The 24237-nt window shown below is 40.5% G+C and carries 19 protein-coding genes; 15 read left to right on the plus strand and 4 right to left on the minus strand.

The features are described from left to right. Positions 1–3 precede the first annotated feature (3 nt). The 3 genes from HDE70_RS05150 to HDE70_RS05160 are packed head-to-tail and all read left to right on the plus strand — an operon-like array spanning position 4 to position 3328. Positions 4–1110 (plus strand): glycoside hydrolase family 99-like domain-containing protein, encoded by a 1107-nt coding sequence (locus HDE70_RS05150; protein WP_260159936.1) that lies wholly within the window; start codon positions 4–6, stop codon positions 1108–1110. Next, positions 1110–2231 (plus strand): glycosyltransferase family 4 protein, encoded by a 1122-nt coding sequence (locus tag HDE70_RS05155; RefSeq protein ID WP_183888461.1) that lies wholly within the window; start codon positions 1110–1112, stop codon positions 2229–2231. The genes HDE70_RS05150 and HDE70_RS05155 overlap by 1 nt, the downstream gene beginning before the upstream one ends. Next, positions 2222–3328, plus strand: a complete 1107-nt coding sequence (locus HDE70_RS05160) for a DUF1972 domain-containing protein (RefSeq protein ID WP_183865613.1) — start codon at positions 2222–2224, stop codon at positions 3326–3328. The genes HDE70_RS05155 and HDE70_RS05160 overlap by 10 nt, the downstream gene beginning before the upstream one ends. A 3-nt stretch (positions 3329–3331) precedes the next feature. Here HDE70_RS05160 and HDE70_RS05165 read toward each other — a convergent pair whose 3' ends face one another. Next, positions 3332–4894 (minus strand): capsule assembly Wzi family protein, encoded by a 1563-nt coding sequence (locus HDE70_RS05165; protein ID WP_183888463.1) that lies wholly within the window; start codon positions 4892–4894, stop codon positions 3332–3334. Between the two features lie 59 nt (positions 4895–4953). Beyond that, positions 4954–6033 carry a mannose-1-phosphate guanylyltransferase gene (locus HDE70_RS05170; RefSeq protein ID WP_183888465.1) on the minus strand — a complete coding sequence of 360 codons (1080 nt, stop codon included), beginning with the start codon at positions 6031–6033 and terminating at the stop codon, positions 4954–4956. A 396-nt stretch (positions 6034–6429) separates the two neighbouring features. Between HDE70_RS05170 and HDE70_RS05175 the strand changes: the two genes are divergently transcribed. From HDE70_RS05175 to HDE70_RS05205, 7 genes are all read left to right on the plus strand, one after another. Continuing rightward, positions 6430–7338, plus strand: coding sequence for an NDP-sugar synthase (locus tag HDE70_RS05175; RefSeq protein ID WP_183888467.1), 909 nt, complete (start codon positions 6430–6432; stop codon positions 7336–7338). Between the two features lie 33 nt (positions 7339–7371). Further along, complete coding sequence (gene rfbB, locus HDE70_RS05180; protein ID WP_183890869.1) at positions 7372–8427, plus strand: dTDP-glucose 4,6-dehydratase; 1056 nt, start codon at positions 7372–7374, stop codon at positions 8425–8427. Next, entirely contained in the window at positions 8428–9300 is an 873-nt protein-coding gene (rfbD, locus tag HDE70_RS05185; RefSeq protein WP_183865617.1) for a dTDP-4-dehydrorhamnose reductase, read from the plus strand. Between the two features lie 3 nt (positions 9301–9303). After that, positions 9304–10164: a glucose-1-phosphate thymidylyltransferase RfbA gene (rfbA, locus tag HDE70_RS05190; RefSeq protein ID WP_183865618.1), complete on the plus strand. Its 861-nt coding sequence runs from the start codon at positions 9304–9306 to the stop codon at positions 10162–10164. Positions 10165–10520: 356 nt separating this feature from the next. Further along, positions 10521–11915, plus strand: coding sequence for an undecaprenyl-phosphate glucose phosphotransferase (locus tag HDE70_RS05195; protein WP_183865619.1), 1395 nt, complete (start codon positions 10521–10523; stop codon positions 11913–11915). Positions 11916–11994: 79 nt separating this feature from the next. Continuing rightward, positions 11995–14322, plus strand: a complete 2328-nt coding sequence (locus tag HDE70_RS05200; protein ID WP_183888469.1) for a TonB-dependent receptor — start codon at positions 11995–11997, stop codon at positions 14320–14322. 1 nt (position 14323) lies between these two features. Then, positions 14324–15142, plus strand: a complete 819-nt coding sequence (locus tag HDE70_RS05205) for a DUF4249 domain-containing protein (RefSeq protein WP_260159941.1) — start codon at positions 14324–14326, stop codon at positions 15140–15142. Between the two features lie 56 nt (positions 15143–15198). On the opposite strand, the gene HDE70_RS05210 is transcribed toward HDE70_RS05205, so the two are convergent. Further along, a complete protein-coding gene (locus HDE70_RS05210) occupies positions 15199–16593 on the minus strand; it encodes a glycosyl hydrolase family 18 protein (RefSeq protein ID WP_221270527.1) in 1395 nt (464 codons plus the stop codon). Positions 16594–16873: 280 nt separating this feature from the next. Here HDE70_RS05210 and HDE70_RS05215 point away from each other — a divergent pair, with 280 nt between their 5' ends. After that, positions 16874–17401 (plus strand): protease, encoded by a 528-nt coding sequence (locus HDE70_RS05215; RefSeq protein WP_183888471.1) that lies wholly within the window; start codon positions 16874–16876, stop codon positions 17399–17401. A gap of 178 nt (positions 17402–17579) precedes the next feature. Further along, positions 17580–18554: a DUF1080 domain-containing protein gene (locus HDE70_RS05220; RefSeq protein WP_183888473.1), complete on the plus strand. Its 975-nt coding sequence runs from the start codon at positions 17580–17582 to the stop codon at positions 18552–18554. A 44-nt stretch (positions 18555–18598) separates the two neighbouring features. Here HDE70_RS05220 and HDE70_RS05225 read toward each other — a convergent pair whose 3' ends face one another. Next, on the minus strand, positions 18599–19516 hold the full coding sequence (locus HDE70_RS05225) for a helix-turn-helix domain-containing protein (RefSeq protein WP_183888475.1): 918 nt from the start codon (positions 19514–19516) through the stop codon (positions 18599–18601). A 227-nt stretch (positions 19517–19743) separates the two neighbouring features. Between HDE70_RS05225 and HDE70_RS05230 the strand changes: the two genes are divergently transcribed. The 3 genes from HDE70_RS05230 (at position 19744) to HDE70_RS05240 (ending at position 24061) form a co-directional block, all read left to right on the plus strand. Continuing rightward, positions 19744–20613 carry an AraC family transcriptional regulator gene (locus tag HDE70_RS05230; protein WP_183865624.1) on the plus strand — a complete coding sequence of 290 codons (870 nt, stop codon included), beginning with the start codon at positions 19744–19746 and terminating at the stop codon, positions 20611–20613. Between the two features lie 97 nt (positions 20614–20710). Next, the gene (locus HDE70_RS05235; RefSeq protein ID WP_183865625.1) at positions 20711–22585 is read left to right on the plus strand and encodes an alpha-L-fucosidase; all 1875 of its coding nucleotides are present in this window, start codon (positions 20711–20713) and stop codon (positions 22583–22585) included. Positions 22586–22621: 36 nt separating this feature from the next. After that, complete coding sequence (locus HDE70_RS05240; protein ID WP_183888477.1) at positions 22622–24061, plus strand: alpha-L-fucosidase; 1440 nt, start codon at positions 22622–22624, stop codon at positions 24059–24061. The last annotated feature ends 176 nt before the right edge of the window (positions 24062–24237 follow it).

Genomic DNA, 24237 nt, shown 5'->3' on the forward strand with positions numbered 1-24237 from the left:
CTTATGAATTTGACATCGTTTCTTCCTCTTAAGATGAACATTGCGATCCTGGCGATTGCGATCATCCCGTTTACCGGCGGCTTTCAAAGCAGCCCAAAAGAAAAACCAGCTGCTGATATTAAATTAGGAGCTTATTATTTTGACGGATGGACTGGAAAATATGCACAGCATATCAGCCCTAAACTAATGAACTCCTTTGCGAACAGGAAACCAAAATGGGGCTGGATCACAAGCTCTCAGAGCGTTGTTGACCAGCAGATTACAGCGGCCTCCAATGCGGGGCTTTCTTTCTTTAGTTTCTGCTGGTATTATAGCGGGAAAGACAAATTTAAAACAGAGCCCCTGAATAATGCATTGAAGTATTTTCAAAAGTCTGCCAATACCAGTAAAATGGAATACTGCCTGATGGTGGCTAACCATAAAGGATTTGAAATAGGTACAGCTGACTGGAGTACGGTCCAGGCAGAATGGGTAAAGCAATTTAAAACGCCAAACTATTTAAAAGTAAATGGTAAACCGCTGCTTATCATTTTCTCAGTCGAGAATCTCATTAAAGATCTGGGGTCAGCAGATGCTGTTAAAAGTGCTTTTCAGGACTTAAAAACTGCTGCAACAGCTGGCGGGTTAAGCGGTGTAACCATGGCCGCCTGTATTTCTGGTGATGCACGGAGCATCAAACAAGCAGAAGATTGTGGCTTTGATATCCTGACTGGCTATAACCAGCATAGCGCAGGTTTTACGGCGAAAACTACACAGATTCCTATTGACAGCATGCGGACTGCCGAGAAAAGGTTATGGAACAGGGTTGCTAAAATCAGTGACCTGCCCTATATCCCTGTATCCACCCTGAACTGGGACCCAAGACCTTGGGCAGCAGCAAATAATGCCTATGATTCCGCTCCTTATTTTGTCGGTTATTCTGAAAAATCAGTTTATAACTCCGTTTCCGGAATGATGACCTGGATGAATAAAAATACAGCACATACAACCAAAGAAAACATTGCACTGCTTTACGCATGGAATGAAAACGGAGAAGGTGCCTATCTGACTCCCTCTGCAAAAGGGCCAAACTTCCTCAGGGGACTACAAAAAGCTTTAAATAAACAATAATGAGTTTGATACAAAAAAAGATAAGAATTCTGCTCGACGCACATATTTTTGATCATTCTTTTCAGGGTACCGCTACTTACATGTATGGATTATATTCTGCGCTGGTAGAATTCGAAGGACTCGAAATCTCTTTATGCGCAAATGACCTTCAGCATTTAAAAGCACTGTTTCCTGATCCAAGATTTCAATTTGTACAATTGAATGCAGGCTCAAGCATCAAAAGACTGCTGACCGAATATCCTAAACTAATCAAAGAAGGGAAATATGACTATGCGCACTTCCAATATATAGTCCCCTTTGTTAAAAACTGTAAATTCATCAATACCGTTCACGACCTGCTGTTTTTAGAATTTAAACAATATTTTCCCTGGTCTTACCGCATGAGCAGAAAGGTGCTTTTTTGGGCTTCTGCTAAAAGATCAGATATTGTATTGACGGTTTCAGAATATTCACGAATTGATGTTTCTAAAAAGTTCCTGATTGCTAAAGAACAGATTCATGTAACCCCGAATGCCGTTACGGTAAGCCCGGGGAAGGTCGGATCCGAAATTAATATCAAAGCGAAATATGGCATCGAGAAATATATCCTGTTCGTCAGCCGCTTTGAGCCCAGAAAAAATCACAGTGGACTGTTAAACGCTTTCCTGAATTTAAAGCTCTACGAACAAGGTTATAACCTTGTTTTTATCGGGAGTAAAAAAGAGAAAATTGAGCAAGATGCTTTTGATGAATTGCAAATGCTGATCAATGACGATAACCGGAAATATATCCACTTTCTGGAAGGCATCAGCTGGCCGGATCTGAATGCATTCTATCAGCAGGCAGAAGTCTTTGCTTTTCCATCCCTAGCAGAAGGTTTTGGGATTCCGCCTATAGAAGCGGCCATAAATGGATGTAAGGTGATTTGTTCCAATCAGACGGCAATGTCAGAATTTGGCTTTTTCAAATACTTATTTGACCCCGGAGATCAGCCTGGGTTTGAATCTATGTTACGTGCAGTGCTGGATGATCAGGAATACCCTTTTGAACAAATCAAACAAGAGATCACCAGTAAATATAACTGGCAGGTGATCGCAGATAAATTTTATAATATAATTAGCAAAGATCATATATGCGCATAGCGATAATCGGGACAAGAGGTATACCAAACTATTATGGTGGTTTTGAACAATGTGCAGAGTACCTTGCGCTTGGGTTAGTGAAAAGAGGATTTGAAGTTATCGTTTACAACTCTCATAACCATCCCTGCCAGGAAAAGGAGTGGAATGGTGTTAAATTGGTGCATTGTTACGATCCTGAAGATAAAATTGGTACTGCCGGCCAGTTTATTTATGACCTGAACTGTATTCTTGATGTGAGAAAACAGCATTGTGATATCATTCTGCAACTCGGGTATACCAGTAGTTCGGTCTGGGGCTGGATGCTGCCAAAAAAAGTAGTCGTGACCACCAATATGGATGGACTGGAATGGAAGCGGACAAAGTATTCAGAAAAAGTAAAGAAATTCTTAAGGTACGCAGAAAGCCTTGGTGTTAAATATAGTGATCATTTGATCTCAGATTCTATCGGGATTCAGGACTATCTGAAAGATAAATATAAAAAAGACTCCACCTTCATCGCTTACGGGGCTACTTTATTTGAAAATCCTGATCCGAATGTGCTTCAGGAATACAAACTCGCTCCGTATGCCTACAATATGCTGATTGCCAGATTAGAGCCTGAAAATAGTATTGAAGTTATCCTGGATGGTGTAGCGATGGCGAATCTTGATATCCCGTTTCTGGTTGTCGGCAAACACGAAACCGCTTACGGAAATTATCTGAAAGCAAAATTTGCTGCCTATCCTCAAATCAGGTTTATTGGTGGTATTTATAACATTGGAATCCTGAATAGTCTGAGACATTTCTCAAAGATCTATTTTCATGGGCATACCGTTGGCGGTACTAATCCATCTCTGCTCGAGGCTATGGCATCAAGCAGTTTGATCTGTGCAAATGATAATCCTTTCAATAAGTACATTTTAGAAAGTGATGCGATCTATTTCCAGAATGCAGCCGATGTTCAAAAGCACTTATTGAAAGTAGTTTATGATCAGGATCTCTATCAATCGATGATTGCAAATAACAGGGATAAGATTACCAGGATCTATGATTGGGAATTGATTGTTGATCAATATGCAAATCACTTTGCTACCGTTAAAGGACAGATCAGCCGGTAAATCTTACCAGCTTTTTCTCAGCTTTAAAAGCAAACCATAAGAATTATAAAGTAATTTACCCTGATCAAGGGCTGTAGCAAAACCAAGACTATAGCCCTTGTTGATTGGTCTCATCCCTTCCAGATAAAAAGAAAACTGATCAACCGGGACAAAGATATTGCTGGTCTGCGGATTTCTGATCGAGCCCGTTGAACCTCCGTAAATACTCGTTCCGAAAGTACCGTAGTTCTTCGAGTAAGTAAGTTTCGTCGTGAAATCCCAATCTTGTACGCTTCCCGATAAACCGAAATGCACTGCAACTACCCGGTTATTGATAAAATTATCTGCGTACCGGTAAGCTTGCCCTTTTCGTGCATCGTCTCTTGTGGTAATTAAAGGGTTTCCAAGTCCCATACGCTTATAAGACCAGCCTTCCATATAATAGAAGTTATTGTAATAATCTTCATCACCAGATTTGGTAGGGGTAGACCACGGATAGCCTGCCTGATCTTTGGAATAAAAGAACTCAAATAATGCTTTCTTCCACTCAAAGCCACGATTTTTACGGTTGTAATTCTTATTCTCTAAACTAATCCCATTTAAACCGTCCCTGATATTTGCCAGTTTAGACAAGGCGCCGACATCGTAAAAAGTCTGGCGGTATACCATGACCTTAATACTGTTGAAATCATATTCAGCGCCCAGGTCCACAGAACCCAGCTGATTGCCAATTTTAGAAGTTGGCACGCCGGTGGCTCCGTAAGATTTACCTGTTGCTACATAAAAGAATGATTTGAGCGGAGAAAGTTTGAAATTAGGGCCATATGCTTCCTTTTCATTCCCCCAATAAACCTGGTGGTTGAACCCGCCATAGAGCTTTAGTTTCCAATCTTTTCTGCCCAAACGAACATACAAAGATTTTTGATGAAAATAAGTAGCAGGGTGGGTGTTCTGGATAGTATAAACCTGGTTACTGGACTGCGAACCGGTAATCACATCCAGAATTCTTGTTTTTCCAACCCAGCCATGCACAAAGTTTCCTTTGATGGCGAAAAGCCCGTTAAATACCGGTAAAGTATAATAATTGGGAATGGAAAGCTCTATTTTTGGTATGCCCAATGCATTTCCTGAGACGGAGAAATTTCCTGAACTTAATGAGGTGTCTCCATTCAGTCCCATTACATCCTTTGTCCTTCCACCCTTTAATTGAAAAATTCCAGCCCTTACTTTGGCATAAGCTTCGATCAACTGGATTTCTGATTCCTTTCCGGCATTTGCTCTCCCGTCAAAGCCAAAACCCCAGTCTAACAGTTTTTTCTTTCCTGATACACTATCAACTGAAGATGGTATACTATAATCACGGTGAAATCTGGCGATAAAACTTGCCGATGCACCAACAGAAGGGGTTGATCCGAACTGGTTTGACCGCATCCAGAAAGGAACAACGCCGCTGGTTGTTCCGATGGCCTGAATCTCCACTTCGGCTTTTATACCTTTAAAGGTTTGTGCTTTGGTCTGGCTGGTCAGTGCCAGAAGTGCTATGGGAATTAATATTAACTTATTGTTAAGGTTTTCAATAAAACTCATCAGGATCAAGATAAAAAAAGTACGGTAGCGCGTTTGTATTAATAGAGAGCTGTTTTTGTTTAAATGAAGGTTTCTCCGAAAGTGATGCTCATTTCTTTCACCACTTCCTTGATTTCCTGTTCCTGGTCTTTAGGGTAAATCAATAAAGCATTGCCTTCATCTACGACAATAAAATTATCGAGGCCGCGGATAATAGCCAGTTTATCACTATTGATATGAATGATACTATTCTGCGTGTCTTTTATATTGATTTGTCTGGCAGATAATACATTGTTGTCATCATTTCTTGGGGCAGACTCGTACAAAGAAGCCCATGTTCCAAGATCTGACCAGCCGAAATCTGAAGGAATAGTATAAACGTTATCGGCCTGTTCCATGATCGCATAATCAATAGATATGTTTGGTGATTTTGGATAGTTTTCGCTGATGAATGTCTGTTCCTCAGAAGTATTGTATACCTCTTTTCCGCTATCAAACATTGTGTATATGGTTTCTGCGTGTTCTTTTAGTCCTTTAAGGATAGAGCCGACCTTCCAGATGAAAATACCAGCGTTCCATAGGTAATCTCCTGTTTTCAGGAATTCTTTTGCTTTTTCGAGCGAAGGTTTTTCTGTGAACTGAATTACTTTATGGAGTCCCTGATCCTGGTCTGCCGCATATTTGATATAGCCGTATCCTGTATCTGGTCTGGTTGGTGCGATCCCTAAGGTAACCAGTACGTCGTGCTGTTCTGTATAAGCTAATGCCTGCTTAACTTTATCAATGAAGATATTTTCATGTAATATGAAATGATCTGATGGGGCGACTACAATGTTTGCATCCGGGTTGATTTTGTTTAGCTTAAAAGAGGCATAAGCGATACATGGGGCGGTATTATTACGGCTGGGTTCACAAATTAACTGCTCTAAGCTAATTCCTTTTAGTTGATTTATAATAATATTGCTGTACTGACTATTAGTTACAATGTATATATTTTCAGGCGGACATAGTTTCAAAAAACGATCATATGTTAATTGAAGGAGCGATTTGCCGATTCCAAGGATGTCAAGGAATTGTTTAGGGTAGGCATTGCGGCTTTTAGGCCAGAATCTGCTGCCGACTCCGCCGGCCATTATCAATACAAAGTTGTTGTTTTTCATTTTTTCTGGTTGAATGGGTTTGCTCTTAAATGGTTGAAAATCTTATGTTTATTTATGTATCTGGTTCTTTTTTGTTTCGTTTTAGCAGTTTATTAAACAATAATAAGGTATAGCCTGAGGTTTTAATGGCAGTTATTCCCCTTGATTCTAAAATTATTGAATTATTCCTTATAAACTGCTGGTGAATTCAGGAGTTAATGATTTTTTAACCTTAATCTCATCCTCTTCTTGCAAATGTATTTATTTTTATGTTATTATAATTATGTTTCTATTGCTATTTGCGTTTAATAAAAGGCTTGTTATGTTAATATATTGAATTTAAGTGAAAATTTAATGCTGTGTTAATGAGGTAAAATCCTTAAGAGTGTTATATTTGTACCTATAACATTTCTACTTATGACTAAATTAAAACCCTCACTCGTTATTTTGGCTGCCGGAATGGCGAGCCGTTATGGTGGCAATAAACAAATTGAGTCTTTTGGGCCTTCCGGAGAAACCATTATGGAGTATTCAATTTTTGATGCCATTAAAGCAGGGTTTGGTAAGGTGATCTTTATCATCCGTGAAGAATTTGCTGCTTCTTTTAAAGCTGCTATTGAACCTAAGCTTGCGGGTAAAATTGGGCTGGACTATGTTTACCAGTCTCTGGATAAATTTAGTGGCGGCCAGGAGATTTCTGCTGAACGTACAAAACCATTTGGGACACAACATGCGCTGTTATGTACAAAGGAGGTTTTAGATGGGCCTTTCGCAGTGATCAATGCGGATGACTTTTATGGTGATGATGCATTTAAGCAAGCTTACGATTTTCTGACTACAGAAGCCGCAGCAGGAAAATATGCCTGTATCGGATATGAACTTAAAAATAGCTTAAGTGATCATGGCTCAGTGACCCGTGGTCAGATTAATGTGAATGCAGCCGGTCATATTACGGGGATCACAGAGCGTAAAGAAGTGGTTAAAAAGGATGGTAAAGCAATCGCAAAGGATGGGGATACGCTGATTGAATTACCGCTGGATACCAAAGTAAGTATGAACTTCTTTTGCTTTACGCCGGAGTTTGTGAATTGGAGTGAAATTGGTTATCTTAAGTTTCTTCAGGAAAATGTAAATGACCTGAAAGCTGAGTTTTTAATCCCGGAAGTTGCAGATCAGCTGATCAATGCAGGTGAGGGGGTAGTGAAAATGATCCCAACTCAATCTAAATGGTTTGGTGTGACTTTTAAAGAAGATGCACAGATCGTTAAAGAAAGACTATTGGAGCTGACAGCAGAGGGATTGTATCCTGCTGATCTGTGGAAATAAAAATCAGGATAATCAACCATTAAATTTATAATGATGACTAAGAAAATTTTAATTACCGGTGGTGCCGGCTTTATCGGTTCCCATGTAGTGCGCAGGTTCGTGAAGAGCTATCCCGATTATCAGATCGTAAACCTTGATAAATTAACTTATGCAGGGAATCTTTTAAATCTGACTGATATAGAAGCAGCGCCAAATTATGAATTTATAAAAGGCGATATTGTGGATGCCGCTTTTATAGCTGAGCTGTTCCGTACGGCGCAATTTGATGCCGTTGTCCATTTGGCTGCCGAATCACACGTGGACCGTTCTATTTCCAATCCGATGGAATTTGTGATGACCAATGTGATTGGGACAGTTAATCTGCTGAATGCTGCAAAAGAACATTGGAAAGGCGACTACGCGAATAAGCGTTTTTATCATGTTTCCACAGATGAAGTTTATGGAGCACTAGGTGAAACCGGTATGTTTACCGAGACTACCGCTTATGATCCGCATAGCCCTTACTCTGCTTCTAAAGCAAGTTCGGATCACTTTGTTCGTGCTTACCACGATACCTATGGCCTGGATGTGGTGATTTCCAACTGCTCGAATAACTATGGCTCTCATCATTTTCCGGAAAAACTAATTCCGCTGGCGATCAATAATATTAAAAATAATAAAGCAGTACCTGTATACGGTAAAGGTGAAAATGTGCGCGACTGGCTTTGGGTAGAAGATCATGCCCGTGCGATTGATGTAATTTTCCACCAGGCAAATGCAGGAGAAACCTATAATATAGGTGGTCACAATGAATGGAAAAACATTGACCTGATTAAATTGCTTTGCAGGATTATGGATGAAAAACTTGGGCGTTTATCCGGTACCTCTGAACAATTGATTACTTATGTGACCGATCGTGCAGGCCACGATTTGAGATATGCAATTGATTCTTCTAAACTTCAGGAAAAATTAAACTGGGTACCCAGTCTTCAATTTGAAGAAGGCCTGGCTAAAACTGTAGATTGGTATCTTGAAAATGAACAATGGCTGGATGATGTGACTTCGTCAAATTATCAGTCTTATTATGAAACGCAATACGCAGAAAGATAAATGGATATATTAGTATTAGGTGCATCTGGTCAGCTGGGTAGCTGTATCAAAAAAGTAGCTTCGCAAAAACAGTTCGGTTCTATCTCTTTTCCTGATGAAAGTGCAGGGAATATACTGGATTATGCAGGGCTTGAAAAATTATTTATCGCAGAGCAGCCGAAATTCGTGATTAACTGTGCGGCTTATACCGCAGTAGATAAAGCAGAAGATGATGTGGAGCTTTGTGAGCAGATCAACAGGGATGGTGCAAAGAATATTGCACTGCTTTGCCAGGCTTACGGTGCGGCAATGATTCATGTTTCTACTGATTTTGTCTTTGCTGGTAACAGTGTTAATCTATTGAAAGAAGAAGATACTGCTGAACCTGTTAATGTTTATGGCGTGACTAAGCTGGCGGGTGAAAAAGATATTGCAGCTGTTTTGTCTGCGCATTTCATTGTACGTACCAGCTGGTTGTATTCAGAATATGGAAACAACTTTGTGAAAACTATGCTGAAATTAGGTGCAGAAAGAGATGAGCTGAATATTATTGCTGATCAGATTGGTACGCCGACTTATGCGATCGATCTGGCAAAAGCAATTTTGGCTATTATTGAATCCGGAAAGGCGGCTTACGGTGTTTACCACTACAGCAATGAAGGGGTCACTTCCTGGTACGATTTTGCACAGGGTATTTTTGAAATCAGTGATACACAGGTGAAATTATTCCCTATTCCTACTTCTAAATATCCAACCAGGGCAGTAAGGCCGAAGTTTTCTGTCATGGATAAAACTAAAATTAAAGAGACTTTTGATTTAGAGATCCCATACTGGAGAGACAGCTTATTAGTTTGTATTGATCAATTGGCTTTAATTAACGCACCTCAAATTTAAAATATGAAAGGAATAATTCTGGCAGGAGGAAGTGGAACACGTTTGCACCCCCTGACTCTTGTGATGAGTAAACAAATGATGCCGGTTTATGATAAGCCGATGATCTATTACCCGCTGTCAACTTTGATGCTGGCCGGCATCAGGGAAGTGCTGATTATCTCTACACCTCACGATTTGCCTAACTTTGAAAAACTGCTGGGTGACGGAAGCCGTTTGGGATGTAAATTCTCCTATGCTGTACAAGCTGAGCCGAATGGATTAGCGCAGGCTTTTGTGATTGGTGCTGACTTTATTGGAAAAGATAAAGTTGCGCTGGTGCTGGGTGATAATATTTTTTACGGAGAAGGGATGTCTAAATTATTGCAGGCAAGTGCAGATCCTGAAGGGGGTGTTGTTTTTGCCTACCAGGTTTCTGATCCGGAACGTTACGGTGTTGTGGAATTTGATGAAGATAAAAAAGCGGTCTCTATTGAAGAGAAACCAGTTCAGCCTAAATCTGATTATGCAGTTCCTGGCTTGTATTTTTACGATAATAGTGTCGTAGAGATTGCGAAAAATATCAAACCTTCTCCGCGCGGTGAATATGAAATTACAGATGTGAACAAAGTTTATCTGGAGCAGGGGAAATTAAAAGTTGGTGTGCTGAGCAGGGGTACGGCCTGGCTGGATACTGGTACATTTAACTCTCTGATGCAGGCCGGGCAATTTGTTCAGGTTATTGAAGAACGTCAGGGGCAAAAAATTGGGGCGATCGAAGAAGTCGCTTACCGGATGGGTTTTATAGATGAAGCGCAACTGACTGCTATAGCTAACCCTTTGGTTAAAAGTGGTTATGGACAATACTTATTGAAGTTACTGAAGTAAATTTATTTTTACAGCTTTTTGCTGTGCTGAAAAGATCCCCCGGATACCCATCCGGGGGATCTTTTTTTTTTGAAATATCACTATAGGTTGTACGGAATGTTTTCAGGTTGTTTCTCTTTTTTTCGTATTGAAGTGTTATTCAGGTTATTTTATTCTTAAATGAAATCTAAAAAAAGCTTTTAAAACCATAAGGAGTATAGCGCTTTTATTTTGTTCAATTATTGTTAAATTTTGATTAAATAATAAATATTCGGCTATAAAAAACTTTTTAAGTTAAATATTGCAATAAAATTGATAATTCTCTTTGCGATTGACGCTTATTTGCTATATTCGTGTGTCTATAAATAAATCTCCCTATGCAAACACGTTATTTATACCTTTTGAGGTATGTTTTACCCGTCACTGACCTGTTAATGCTTAATCTGGTTTACTTTGCCGCCTATGATTTAAGTATTTACATGGGAAAAAATGTTTCTTATGAATTATTACATCATTATGTGATTGTATGTAATCTGATTTGGGTGTTTAATGCCTTGTTTTTTGGTATGTATACCGAATATGGAGCAAGGCGCCTGGAGCGTATTTACAGGAGTACCTGGAGAAGTGTACTGATGCATGCTGTGTTATTTTCGGCTTACCTGTTATTGGAAAAGAATATAGACTTTTCAAAAACCTTCATTGCGGTCTTTTATTTCCTGCTTTCCAGTGCATTTATACTAAATCGTTTTGTAGGAACATCTTTGCAATTTCTGTTAATCAATAAATTCCACGTGACAAAAAAGGTGGCTGTAATGGGAGGTAATCCTACAGGCAACCGGCTGGCCAGCTATCTGACCAAACAAAATAACGTAGACTTTTATGGGATTATAGCGGAGCAGGATGAAGACTTTTACAGTGATAAAACAGGCCTGATCTCTGACTTTGCTATTGCTGAAATGAAGGCAGCAGCAGCAGGTGGTGTCAAAGACTTATATGTTTCAGTTCCGCCCGAAAGAATGTCAAAAATGCATTCTCTGGTTAGAGAGGCAGATAAACAATGTCTGCGCCTGAAATTCATTCCTGATATAGCAGGAACTTTGGATGCGCCCTATACCATGAGTTATATGGGTGATGAATTTCCGATCATAACTTTGCGTAACGAACCCCTGGAATTGATGGGGAACAGGTTCAAAAAACGAACTTTTGATATTATATTCAGTGGACTTGTTATCTTATTTATTCTAAGCTGGTTATATCCGATTATTGCACTGCTGATCAAGCTGCAAAGTAAAGGGCCTGTCTTGTTTAAGCAACTGCGCAGTGGTAGAAATGACGAACCATTCTGGTGTCTGAAATTCAGAAGTATGCGTATGAACAGCACCAGTGATAAAAAACAGGCGACTAAAAACGATGATCGTATTACGCCGATTGGTAAATTCCTGCGCAAAACAAGTCTGGATGAGCTGCCGCAATTCTTCAATGTATTTGCCGGAAGTATGACCGTTGTCGGGCCAAGACCACATATGCTGAGCCATACAGAAGAGTACCGGGCAATTATCAGTGAATTCATGGTGCGCCATTTTATGAAACCAGGAATTACCGGATGGGCACAGGTCAATGGCTTCCGTGGAGAAACCAAAGCACCGGGTTCAATGGAAAAGCGTGTAAAACACGATATCTGGTATCTTGAAAACTGGACTGCTATGCTCGACGTAAAGATTCTTTTTATGACTATTATCAACGTAATTCATGGCGAGGATAACGCCTACTAAATACTATTCTAACCAAACCTTTGCCCCGGAAAGGATTTTCCGGGTTTTATTTTTATTGAGTGAAACCTAAAGCACATTTATGCGATCTACCTATCGGAATTTACTATTGCTTTTACTCCTCACTCAATTCCAGTTATCATTTGCCCAGGTCAAAAAGGCCATTACCGGAAATATAACTGATGGGAAAACAGGAGAAACCTTAATTGGTGCCAGCGTTAAAATAACCGGAGGCACAACCGCCGTAGCCATGACCAATGGCTACGGCTTTTATGCTGTTAGCACTACACCCGGCGAACATGATATTTCTGTGAGCTTTATTGGCTACAAAACTATTACACAACATCTTAACTTATCAAAAGATATACGGCTTGATTTCGTACTGGAGCCCGGTAATCAATTAGATGAAGTGGTTATTTCCAGCGCAAAAAGCACTGACAATATCAGCAGTCCTCAAATGGGGCCTCAGAGAATGAGTGTCAATGAAATCCGGAGTCTCCCCATGTTGCTTGGCGAAAGAGATGTCATGAAAGCCCTGCAACTCCTGCCCGGTATTAAATTGGCAGGAGAAGGAAACAGCGGCTTTTATGTGAGAGGAGGTGCAACCGATCAAAACCTGATCCTGCTGGATGAAGCCCCCGTTTACAACGCCTCTCATCTGCTCGGCTTTTTCTCCACTTTTAACTCCGACGCGATCAAAGACGTCACCGTTTATAAAGAGGGGATGCCCGCTCAGTACGGCGGAAGGTTGTCCTCGGTCATAGACATCAAAATGAACGAAGGCAATAGCAAAGAAACCACTGTAGAAGGAGGGATCGGCCTGATTTCTTCCCGGCTTAAAGTAGAAGGGCCAATTGTCAAAGACAAAGGATCATTTATGGTGAGCGGCCGCAGAACCTATCTGGATGCCTTCTTTAAACTATCCCCCAATAAATCTATCAGTAAAAATGCCTTATATTTCTACGATCTCAATGCAAAGGCCAATTACAAAATTGATGACAAAAACACGCTTTTCCTCTCAGGTTACTTTGGTAGGGATAAGCTGAACCTTGTCAATATATTTGGCTTTGACTGGGGCAATGCAACCGTGACCATGCGGTGGAACCATTTATACGGGCCGAGGTTATTTTCCAATACTTCCCTTATTTACAGCAATTACAGCTATGTGATCAATAACCTGATGGAAGATGCAAACTTTGAAGTCAATTCCTTTATCAGGGACTTCAACTTAAAACAGGACTTCCAGTATAATATTAGCAACAAACATCAACTGAAATTCGGCCTTAACGCCATCCATCATACCATTGCCCCCGGTAAGATGACCGCTACCAGCGCATCCAGTGTGAACCCCATCACTTATGAAAACCGAAAAGGGCTGGAACTCGCAGCGTATCTAACCGATGAATGGAGTGTAAGCGACCGTTTTAAAATGGTCTACGGGTTACGATTGAGCGGTTTCTCTGTGCTCGGGCCGGGTAATTTTAAAACCTATGATGCCGAAGGGAACATTCTGAAAACTACCAGTTATACCTCCAGCCAGTCTGTGAAAAACTATCTTAACCTGGAGCCCCGGTTCTCGGCCAGTTATAAACTAAATACCAACAGTGCTATTAAAGCTTCTTATACCAGGAACACCCAGAATATCCACCTGATGTCTAACTCTACTTCGACTTCCCCAACCGATTTGTACATTATGAACAGCAATAATGTGAGGCCGGAAATTGCAGATCAGGTCTCTACAGGTTACTTCAGAAACTTCAAGGATAACCAATATGAATTTTCAGCAGAAATCTATTACAAAACAATGCAGCACCAAATCGAATACCGGAGTGGTGCAGACCTGCGCGAAAAAGATAATGTAGAATCGGATCTGCTTTATGGCGATGGAAGAGCTTATGGTATAGAGCTGTTTTTTAAGAAGAGATTTGGTAAATTCAACGGTTGGATAGGCTATACTTATTCTAAAACCGAGCGGCAATTTGATACCCTGAATGAAGGCCGGTGGTTTAATGCCAAACAAGACCGGACACACGATGTTTCTTTGGTTGGCATCTATAAAGGGGGGCCACGCTGGACATTTTCTACTGTATTCGTGTACAATACAGGGAATGCAGTGACTTATCCGAGTGGTAAATACCAGGTTAACGGAAGAACCGCTTTCTATTATACAGATAAAAACGGTTACCGTACCCCAGCTTATCACCGTCTTGATGTTTCGGCAACACTGGATGGAAAACCGGGTAAAAAATATCAATCCAGCTGGACATTTGGTATTTATAACCTGTACAATCGCCAGAACGCTTTTGCAATTAATTTTAAGGATGATCCGGATAATGCATCCAAAACACAGGTCGTGAGAACAACCCTGTTTGGAATTATCCCTTCAGTAACCTGGAACTTTAAATTCTAGTATGATGATGTATTCAAATCGAAACAGAAAAATTAAGCCCGCAGCAGGATGGCTGACTGGAATAGCAATACTGAGTTTATTTATCGCTTGTGAGAAAGCAATTGACCTGAATCTGGATAATGTGAAGCCAGTTATTGTGATCGACGGCGGTGTAAATGACCTCAATGAAGTTCAGGTTGTCAGAATTTCTACCACCTATTCTTTTACCGAAGCAAATAAATTTAATGGGCTCGCAGGTGCGAAAGTCGTGTTAACCGGAAGTGATGGCACAACGGTTAATTATACGGAGAAAACTACTGGTATTTATAACAGTCCGAAATTCAAAGGAAAACCCGGGACTACTTATAAACTCACCGTAAATGCACAGGGGAAAACCTATACTGCTACTTCTACCATGCCGCAAAAAGTAATCTTAAACCTGCTGACTTTTAAAGAGCTTACCGTGGCTAACAAAACCAGGAAATACGTGGCTGTGATTTATGATGATCCGCCCGGAGTAGAGAATTGGTATCACTCCATTGTCCGCTTCAAAGGGAAAGTGGAGTTCGATGTCGCGACAGATGACCGTTTTAATGATGGCAATAAAGTTAACGACGTGATCTTTTATGATCTCAGCAAGGATATGGTCCCAGGTGATACCGTTGCCGTGGAATTTCAATGCGTTGATAAAGCTGTTCACAGGTACTTTTTTAGCCTGGGGCAGAACTTATCCGAAACCCAGCCTGTTTCACCCGCTAACCCACCCTCAAACTTTGATAACAATGCTTTAGGTGTATTTAGTGCTTATACCACGAGTTCGCGTAAGGCACTTTTCAGATAAGAAAGCTGTTAAAAGCAGGCTGCCGGGTTGAAGCAGCCTGCTTTTATGAGAATTACTTATTTATTGATACCAAAAGCTTCCCAGCCCGAAATCGTTGCACGGTTACAAGTCATCGCCTGTGTGCCGTTTTCGCTTGAAATGTATTTTCCATTATTTCCTCTGAAAGATACTGTTCCATCCGCATTGGTTATCCAGTCAAATTTTTCCCAGTCACCAGCAGTAGTGCGGCTGCAAGTAATTGCCTGCGTTCCATTTTCAGACGACACATATTTGCCTTTGCTCCTTAAAGAGATTTTACCACCTCCTGCATCTACTACTGTAAAAGTTTCCACAGGTGATGCCGCAGTGCGGTTACAAGTCATTGCAGTAGTGCCGTCTTCACCACTTACATAACGGCCATTGATTCCTTTTAACGTAACTGTGCTTCCGATTGGAATAGATCCACCTGGATTACCTGCTTTGGAAACCACCACCTGATTGATTGCTGATAACAATGAATTTGCGCCAGTAGCATCCTGCGATAATTCCCAGATCATAACACCACCAGCCTGATCAAAAGCAAGATTGGTTTTGCTTTTGATTGTAGGGATGCCATTGTATCCGATTCCTGCATAAGAATCTGAATTTGGACTTCCACCTCTTGATAAGATCGTTTTATAATCTACATATTCATTGGAAGAACGGCCATAAAATGGAAGCCCTAAATTAGCTTTGCTTGCAGGAAGCCCTCTGCCTACCCAGTAGTTTAAAGACTGAACAGCAAGCGCGTAAGTAGAGTGGTTAGCTCCGCCTTCATCATAAGCCATGATATTCAGGAAATCTACCGCAGCAAATACTGCATTTTGAACACCAGGTCCATTATAAGAAACCACAGCAGCGGTCAATAATTTTCCCTTGTTGTGCATTGCTGTACTTAGCTGCTGCATTAAAGCTGTGTAGTTATTGCCTGAATTTCCTGCATCAGGATATTCCCAGTCAATATCAATACCGTCCAGATTATATTGATTTACCAGATTGACTACATTGTTAGTGAACGTTGTACGGCCAGCTGAGCTGGAAGCGAAGGCTTCAAATGCGCTGTCATCTCCGTTGTTCCATCCGCCAACTGACACCAATACTTTGACATTGTTAGCATGGGCAGTAGCGACCAGGCTTTGAAGTTTAGCAGGGTTTTCCAGCGGCTGGAAACCACCAGAAGCAGTAGGAAGAATGAAAGCATAATTGATATGCGTTAATTTACTGTACTGAATTTGATTAACTTCGCCGGCCCAGGAAGGCACATAGCCAATTACTTTAAAGTTAGCCGCAGAAACGGCATTAACTACATTGTTGTTTGCACTCACCTGATTGTCAGGAATTGCAGAATCTGCTTCCTGCTTTTTACAGGATACCATACATAATAGCAATAGTGCAGGCATTAACATTAATCTTAAATGTTTTTTTGTTTTCATGATAGTTGGTTTAGGTTATAGATTTGACATAAAACTAACATCATAAATTGTATAAAACAAAATATTATTTAATTAAAATTAAACAATTAATATATTAAGATAATTAGTGATACGCTTGAAACACAGTTAGTTCTTGCTCTTATGGCTGTTTTTGTGGCTAAAAATCATCTTTCTATTTAATCAGGTGGAAAATGATGATTCGGAATAAAACCAATGAAATATTAAGCTAATAAACAGGCAGAATTGCAGCTATACATGATAAAAGATATACTTTTATAGTATGAAAACAATTATCCCATTATTATCTGCCGCAGTGATGATACTTTCATCCTGTAGCCATCAAACCTCTACCTCTTCGGCCAGGAAGGTTAAAGAAGATGCTGTGACCAATAAGGCATGGAAAAGACCAGAAGGCAAAAAGATTTATGCTGCACTGCAAATGGAGAACAGTATTAAAATTGGTGATTCTGTAAAACTGAAGTTTACTGTTTACAACCCTACAGACAGTGTACAGCAGTTTTGTAAATGGCATACTCCATTTGAACCATTAATGAGCAAGTATCTTGACGTGAAAGAAGTCAATGGTGAAGAAGCAAATTACCAGGGTGCAATGGCTAAAAGAATGATGCCACCACCAGCAAGCAGTTATCAGAAAGTAAATCCTGGAGACAGTCTTTCTATCACAATTGACCTGCTGAAAGGCTATGCGGTTAAAAAACCAGGAAAATATATGATCATCTATACCGGAGAAGGAATGAGCGGCCTTTCGGTTAAAGACAGTGTGACTTTTAATTACGTTAAACCCTAACACATTTTTGCATTTTTGGACTACTACCATAGTCCATCAATTCAATAGTGTCATCCTTCTGCTTCCAGCAGTACAATCTTCGTAAAAAATGTATGATAATAGGAAATAAGGTTTATTTGAAATTAAATAAATCCTATCTTATCCTACTAAATCAATAAACCATTAGAATACGATGAATATGTATCAGAAATTTCTTGTTTTAAGCTTAGGCAGTCTGCTAACATTCGCAGCAGCGGATCCAATATATGCAGCAGACCATTCCACGGCAATTCACCTAAAAAACGCAGTGACAGCAAAGGACCTGATCGGGCGCTGGGACATCACTATGGATGAAAATGGCAAAGCTGTTCCGTCCTGGTTAGAAGTTAAACTTTCAGGTAACAGTACACTGACCGGCTATTTTGTTGGTGTGTCAGGAAGTGCCCGTCCAATCGCTAAAGTGAATTTTAAAGATGGAAAATTCAGCTTTACCATTCCACCACAATGGGAAAAAGGAGACCAGGATTTTGTGATAGAAGGTGAGTTGACAGGAGATGAAATTCAGGGGACTTTAGTGACCAGTGAGGGTAAAAAACATAACTGGAAAGGTGTAAAAGCCCCTTACCTGTACAGAACTACTCCGGTAGTCTGGGCTAAGCCAATCGCTTTATTTAATGGAAAAGATCTAACTGGCTGGAAAGCTTTGGGTGAAAACCAGTGGATCGTTAAAAATGGTGTTTTAACCAGTCCGCATTCCGGTGCTAATTTAATATCAGACCAGAAATTTACAGACTTCAAATTACACGTAGAATTTAAATATCAGAAAGGAAGTAACAGCGGAGTTTATTTAAGAGGCCGCTACGAAGTGCAAATTGAAGACAGTCCTAAAGATGCACATCCTTCAAGTGTATTGTTTAGTGGGGTTTACGGCTTCCTGCCACCCAATCAGATTGCTGCGCTGGGGCCAGACCAATGGCAAACTTATGATATCACCCTGATTGGACGTATGGTTACTGTGGTGGCAAACGGAAAAACAGTGATCAGCAACCAGGAGATCCCGGGAATTACAGGTGGTGCACTGGATAGTAAAGAAGGCGAAGCCGGGCCCATTTATTTTCAGGGAGATCACGGGCCTATTGAATTCAGAAAAATTATAATTACCCCGGTCAAATAAGAATTATCCAATCCAATAGGAATTAAGCAGTGTGGTTAACAGGATTATTCACTGATCCCGTTAACCATTTTTAACTGCTTCTTATAATCAGAAGGGTTCACCTTCATGGTTTTTTTGAAGATCTTGGAAAAATGGTGCCGGTCAGAAAAGCCGCATTCATAAGAGATCTCATCCAGTGACTTATTGCTATGGTGCATCAAATGGCAACTCGCTTCTACTCTTAATTTAAGGATATACTGTTGCGTAGTTATCCTGGTGCTCATTTTAAACAATCTTGCAAAGGAATTAACGGCCATATTTGCCATATCGGCCAATTGTTCATTCGTTATTTTACGTCTGAAATTCCCCTCCACGAACTGAATGGACTTTAAAATCCGGTGGTCAATATTTCCGGAATCCCATATCTCGTCTGGTAAATTAAACAAACAAGCCTCGATTAATTGTTTAGCCCGCAATGATTCTTTCATGCTGGTAATCTGGTCGGTCATGCATGCTTTTTTGATTTCTTTTAACAAATGGCCAATTGTATCGTCTGGTGTAATTACATAAATGGTATTAGCTACAAAATCCAAAGGATAACCCAAAGAAAAGTGGGTGAAAAAATGGTCTACTCGTCCATTTGACTTTAGCGAGGCGAGGTTATCCGTTTGTATGAATTTTCTGCCGATGATGGACTCATCCGAAAAATTGAAATTTCTTTTTAATTGTGATGAAAATGAAGTGTTGGGAGGGATGATCAGTATATTTTCGTCATTCAATGGAACCGTGCTGTTCTTAAACCTGATCGTTGAGCCACCGATGGAATTGTGATAAATTCGCCAGAAAGGAACTTTAAGATCATCACATTCCCACTCTTCCAGGATCCAGTACCGGCAGCAAAACAATTTAATACTTAGCTCTTTAAAATTCTGATGTACTGTAGAGGGATCTATTTTAATTTCCTCACTTAACTTCCCTGCCATTCAATGTTTGTTTTATACATAATTTTGAGCAAATCATACAACACGATTGGAAATAGTTTTCCCAACTTTAGAAACCGAATATAAACAAAATTAAAATTTGACTCGCTTGATTGTCAGAAGGTCTTGTAATCCTGAAAAGTTTTTTCAAAATTCTTTTCTCTTATGGACTCCTTTTGCTACAGTCTGATGGCCTGTCCTTTGAATCATCAAGATTAATTTTAGAGCGTATGAAACCACAACTGCTGAAAATTTCGAAAAGTCCTGCACAGTCATTTACAGTGCGTCATGACCTGAAGCCCGGAATGAACAATAAATTTCACTATCATCCCGAGGCCGAACTTATCTATTTTATCAAGGGAAAGGGGACACAGTTTATAGGAGACAGCATCAGTGAATTTAAACCTGGTGATTTGGTACTTGTTGGTGCAAACCTGCCACATTACTGGCGTTTTGATGAAGATTTTACCACTATAGACCCGGAAAATTACGCTGACTTTAAAGTGGTTCATTTCTCTGAGAAATTTTTGGGGGAGTACTTTTTAAATATGCCGGAAAATAAACTGATCAAAGATATTCTGGATAAAGCTAAACGCGGAATCCGGGTAGAAGGACGTAACAAAAAGAACGTGACCCAACTGCTGGATTATATGCTGGAAACAGAAGGGACGGACAGGATCATTTATATGATTCAGGCTTTGCAGGAAATTGCTAAATGTGAGCAATCAGAATTCCTGTCTTCTATTGGCTATTTACCGTTGAAAGAAGAAATGAATAATGACCGTATTCAGGATATCTATGATTATACATTTGCTAATTTCAGGAATAGAATTGAACTGAAAGAAATCGCAGATGTGGCAAGGATCAGCCCTAATTCTTTTTGCAGATATTTTAAATCCTTTACCCAAAAAACATACTCACAATTCCTGACAGAAATTAAAGTAGGGCAGGCCTGTAAACTGTTAATTGATAATAGATTAAATATCAAACAGATCTGTTATGAGAGTGGATTTAATAACTTCACCAGCTTTCATAAATGTTTTAAAGGCATTACCGGAAAAAGTCCATTAAGCTATCAAAGAGAATTTATGGCCTCCTAAAATCATAATGCTAAAAAAGTTGAATCATATGCTAAGCGGCGGGTATGCATTAAACGTTTTTATAACTTACTTGCTATGAAAAACCAATAGCAAAAGAATGAAGCGTTTTTTATTAAAACTGACTGTTTTATGTGCGATTCTCTTGCCCACTGTCAGTGCAATTGCACAAACGGGCGGGGATGAAGATAAAGACATGTTCAATAAAGCGCAAGCAAGAGATCAAAAAGCAATTGATGAGGCTGTCAATGGATGGTGGAAAAACTCGATGGTTACGCATGATCAGCGGATTCAATGGTGGCGTGAAGCAAAATTCGGCATGTTTGTCCATTGGGGCGTGTATTCGCTGGCCGCAGGAGAATGGAAAGGAAAACAAGTTGAAGGTTATTCTGAGCACTTAATGCGGAAAGAGAAAATTTCCAGAGCCGATTACCTGAAACTGGCTAAAGATTTTAATCCGGTCTCCTTTAATGCTGCCCAGTGGATCACAACTGCTAAAAATGCGGGTATGAACTACTTTATTATCACGGCCAAACACCATGATGGTTTTGCGATGTATCCGTCAGCGGTGTCTGATTTTAACCTGACCGATCAAACCCCTTTCAAAAAAGATCCACTGGCTGAACTTGCGGCTGCGGCAAAAAAGCAAGGTATGAAGTTTGGTTTCTATTATTCCCATGCCTTTGACTGGGAAGATCCAGATGCGCCTGGTAATGACTGGGAATATAAAAATCCGGGTGGTGATCAATTGATAGGAGGAGCAAACTGGTACGATCGGCATCCCGACTGGCTGCCCAAAGCTGTGAAATATGTAGATGAAAAAGCTATCCCTCAAATTCTGGAACTGATCAAAAAATATCATCCTGATATCTTATGGTTTGATACCCCGCATAAACTACCCTTTTCAGAAAACCTGCGTATCCTGGAAGCGATCAGAAAAGCAGATCCAGATGTCGTTGTCAATGGCAGGCTGGCCAGAAACGGCAATACAAATTTCGGAGACTATCAGAACACAGGAGACAGGCCCGCTGAATTTGCGCCTGTTTCGGGTGATTGGGAAGCTATTCCTACCACTAACGAATCTTACGGTTATGCTAAACACGATAATAGCCATAAATCTGTTGAATTTTTTGTGCAGCTGCTTGCCAAAGCAGTTTCCCGCGGAGGTAATCTGTTATTGAATATCGGCCCGAAAGGCGATGGTACTTTTGATTCAAAAGATCAGGCGATTCTGGATGGCATTTCCACGTGGACAAAGCAAAACGGAGAAAGTATTTACCAGGCTTCTAAAACCAGATTGCCACTGCAAAGCTGGGGCGTAACTACGATGGGTAAAGACAAAATCTATCTGCATGTTTTCAACTGGCCAGCCAATCGCCGTTTATCTTTAGGAGGTTTAAGCGGGACGACAGGAACTCCTTACTTCCTTCAGGATGCTGCGAAATCCGCAATCCCCATTAAACAAAGTGGTGCTGAAATTGTCTTTACCCTGCCAGCGCAAATGCCCGATACGCTAAACACAGTTATCGTTTTACCTGTTAAAAGAATGCCCCGGATTGATTCAGTAAGACTGGTTGCCTCAGCGGGTGTCATGACAAGGCTGCTTGCATTTGACGCCGATTACAAAGATCCGGACTTTAAATATGGAGATGGTAAAGCTAATAAATATGATATCAATAACTGGAAGTCAGCTCATCAAAAGATAGGCTGGAAATTCCGTACCACAGCTACTGCTACCTATAAACTCATGATCAAATATATAGCCGGTGGGGATATCGGGGGGCGTTATACTTTAACGCTCGCAGACAAAGTGTTCACCAAAACCACTTCTTTGGTATCCAGGGATCCTATTACAGAACAAATAGGGGTAATCCAGCTTAATTCAGGAATACATAATCTTCTGCTCACCCCTTTAAAAATTCCCAAAACCGAACTGATGAAACTGCTGGAAATTCAGCTGATACCAATTGATTAAAGTTGACTATAACCAAATATTTAACCGAATAAACCTATGAAAAAGAGCTGTTCTATATTATTTATTCTGCTTGCCTGTAGTCAGCTTATCGCTGCTCAGCCTTCGCAGCATCCCAATCAGACTTCACAGGATTCCAAAGATGAACGAATGAAATGGTGGCGTGAAGCCCGTTTCGGTATGTTTATCCACTGGGGCGTTTATGCGCAATGGGCAGGAGTTTATCACGGCCACGAACAAGGCAGGGGTGGTGCAGAATGGATTATGAACCGGTCTAAAATTCCTGTAGCTGAATATCAGGCGAAAGCAAGAGAATTTAATCCCCAAAGTTATGATCCCGATTCCTGGGTGAAAATGGCTAAAGATGCAGGGATGAAGTATATCGTCATTACTGCCAAACACCATGACGGATTTGCGCTTTTCAAATCTGAAGCCAGTTCATGGAACATTGCAGATGCCACCCCTTATGGCAAGGATTTATTAAAACCACTGGCAGCTGCCTGTAAGAAATACGGCATAAAACTCGGCTTTTACTATTCCCAGGCACAAGACTGGAATAATCCGGGCGGTTCAGCCGCAAGAAAGCTGATGAGAGAAGGTTGGGCAAATCCGGATTCTACAAAAATTGACGCCTATACCTTAGCCCATAACGGACATTGGGATCCCGCACAGGAGACAGCTACCTTTGATCAGTACATTGATAAAGTTGCTGTACCACAGGTGAAAGAACTCTTGACCAATTACGGTGATATTGCGGTTTTATGGTGGGATACGCCGACTAATATGACAGATCAGGCTGCTTCAAAACTACAGGGACTTTTAAAACTGCAACCAAATATTATTACCAATGACCGCTTGAAAAGACCCAACTTTCCGGGGGATACTAAAACACCAGAACAAAAAATACCAGGCAGCAAAGAACTGGACGGTAAAGACTGGGAAACCTGTATGACGATGAATGGGACCTGGGGATACCGGACAAAAGATACCAACTGGAAAAGTACAGCGGTATTGATTAAAAATCTGGTAGATATAGCCTCTAAAGGTGGAAATTACTTATTGAATGTAGGGCCAAAACCAGATGGGACTTTTCCTCAGGAAAGTATTCAGCGCCTGGATGAAATCGGAAAATGGATGAAAGTTAACGGAGAAGCTATTTATGCCACCCATGCAAATCCATTGGAAGAGGTAAACTGGGGAAGAATCACAGCAAAAGAACACGGAGCCGAAACTATTTTATATCTTACTGTATTGAACTGGCCGGCGACTGGTAAAATAGAGGTTACAGGGTTGAATAACAAAATAAAATCAGCAGTTTTAATAGCAGATGGCCGTCCGCTGAAATTTAAGGGCAATGTAATTATGCTTCCTGCGCTGCCACCGGATTCCATTGCATCAGTCATTAAAGTTAAAATTGAAGGAAAAATCGGGCATAAAAACCTCAAAGGAGGAAATATGAAATCCGGTGCACTAGACTAAACATACAACATGAAGAAAGAATATCTGATCAGTACCCTTGTTATTTTAATCACTGCGCAGGCTTCCTTCTGCCAATCCGGAAATATATACCATAAAGGATGGGTAGACTTTAATAAAAACGGGAAGATGGATCTGTTTGAAGATCCATCTCAGCCCATCGAAACCAGGGTAAATGA

Source organism: Pedobacter cryoconitis (assembly GCF_014200595.1).
Classification (GTDB): Bacteria; Bacteroidota; Bacteroidia; order Sphingobacteriales; family Sphingobacteriaceae; genus Pedobacter; species Pedobacter cryoconitis_C.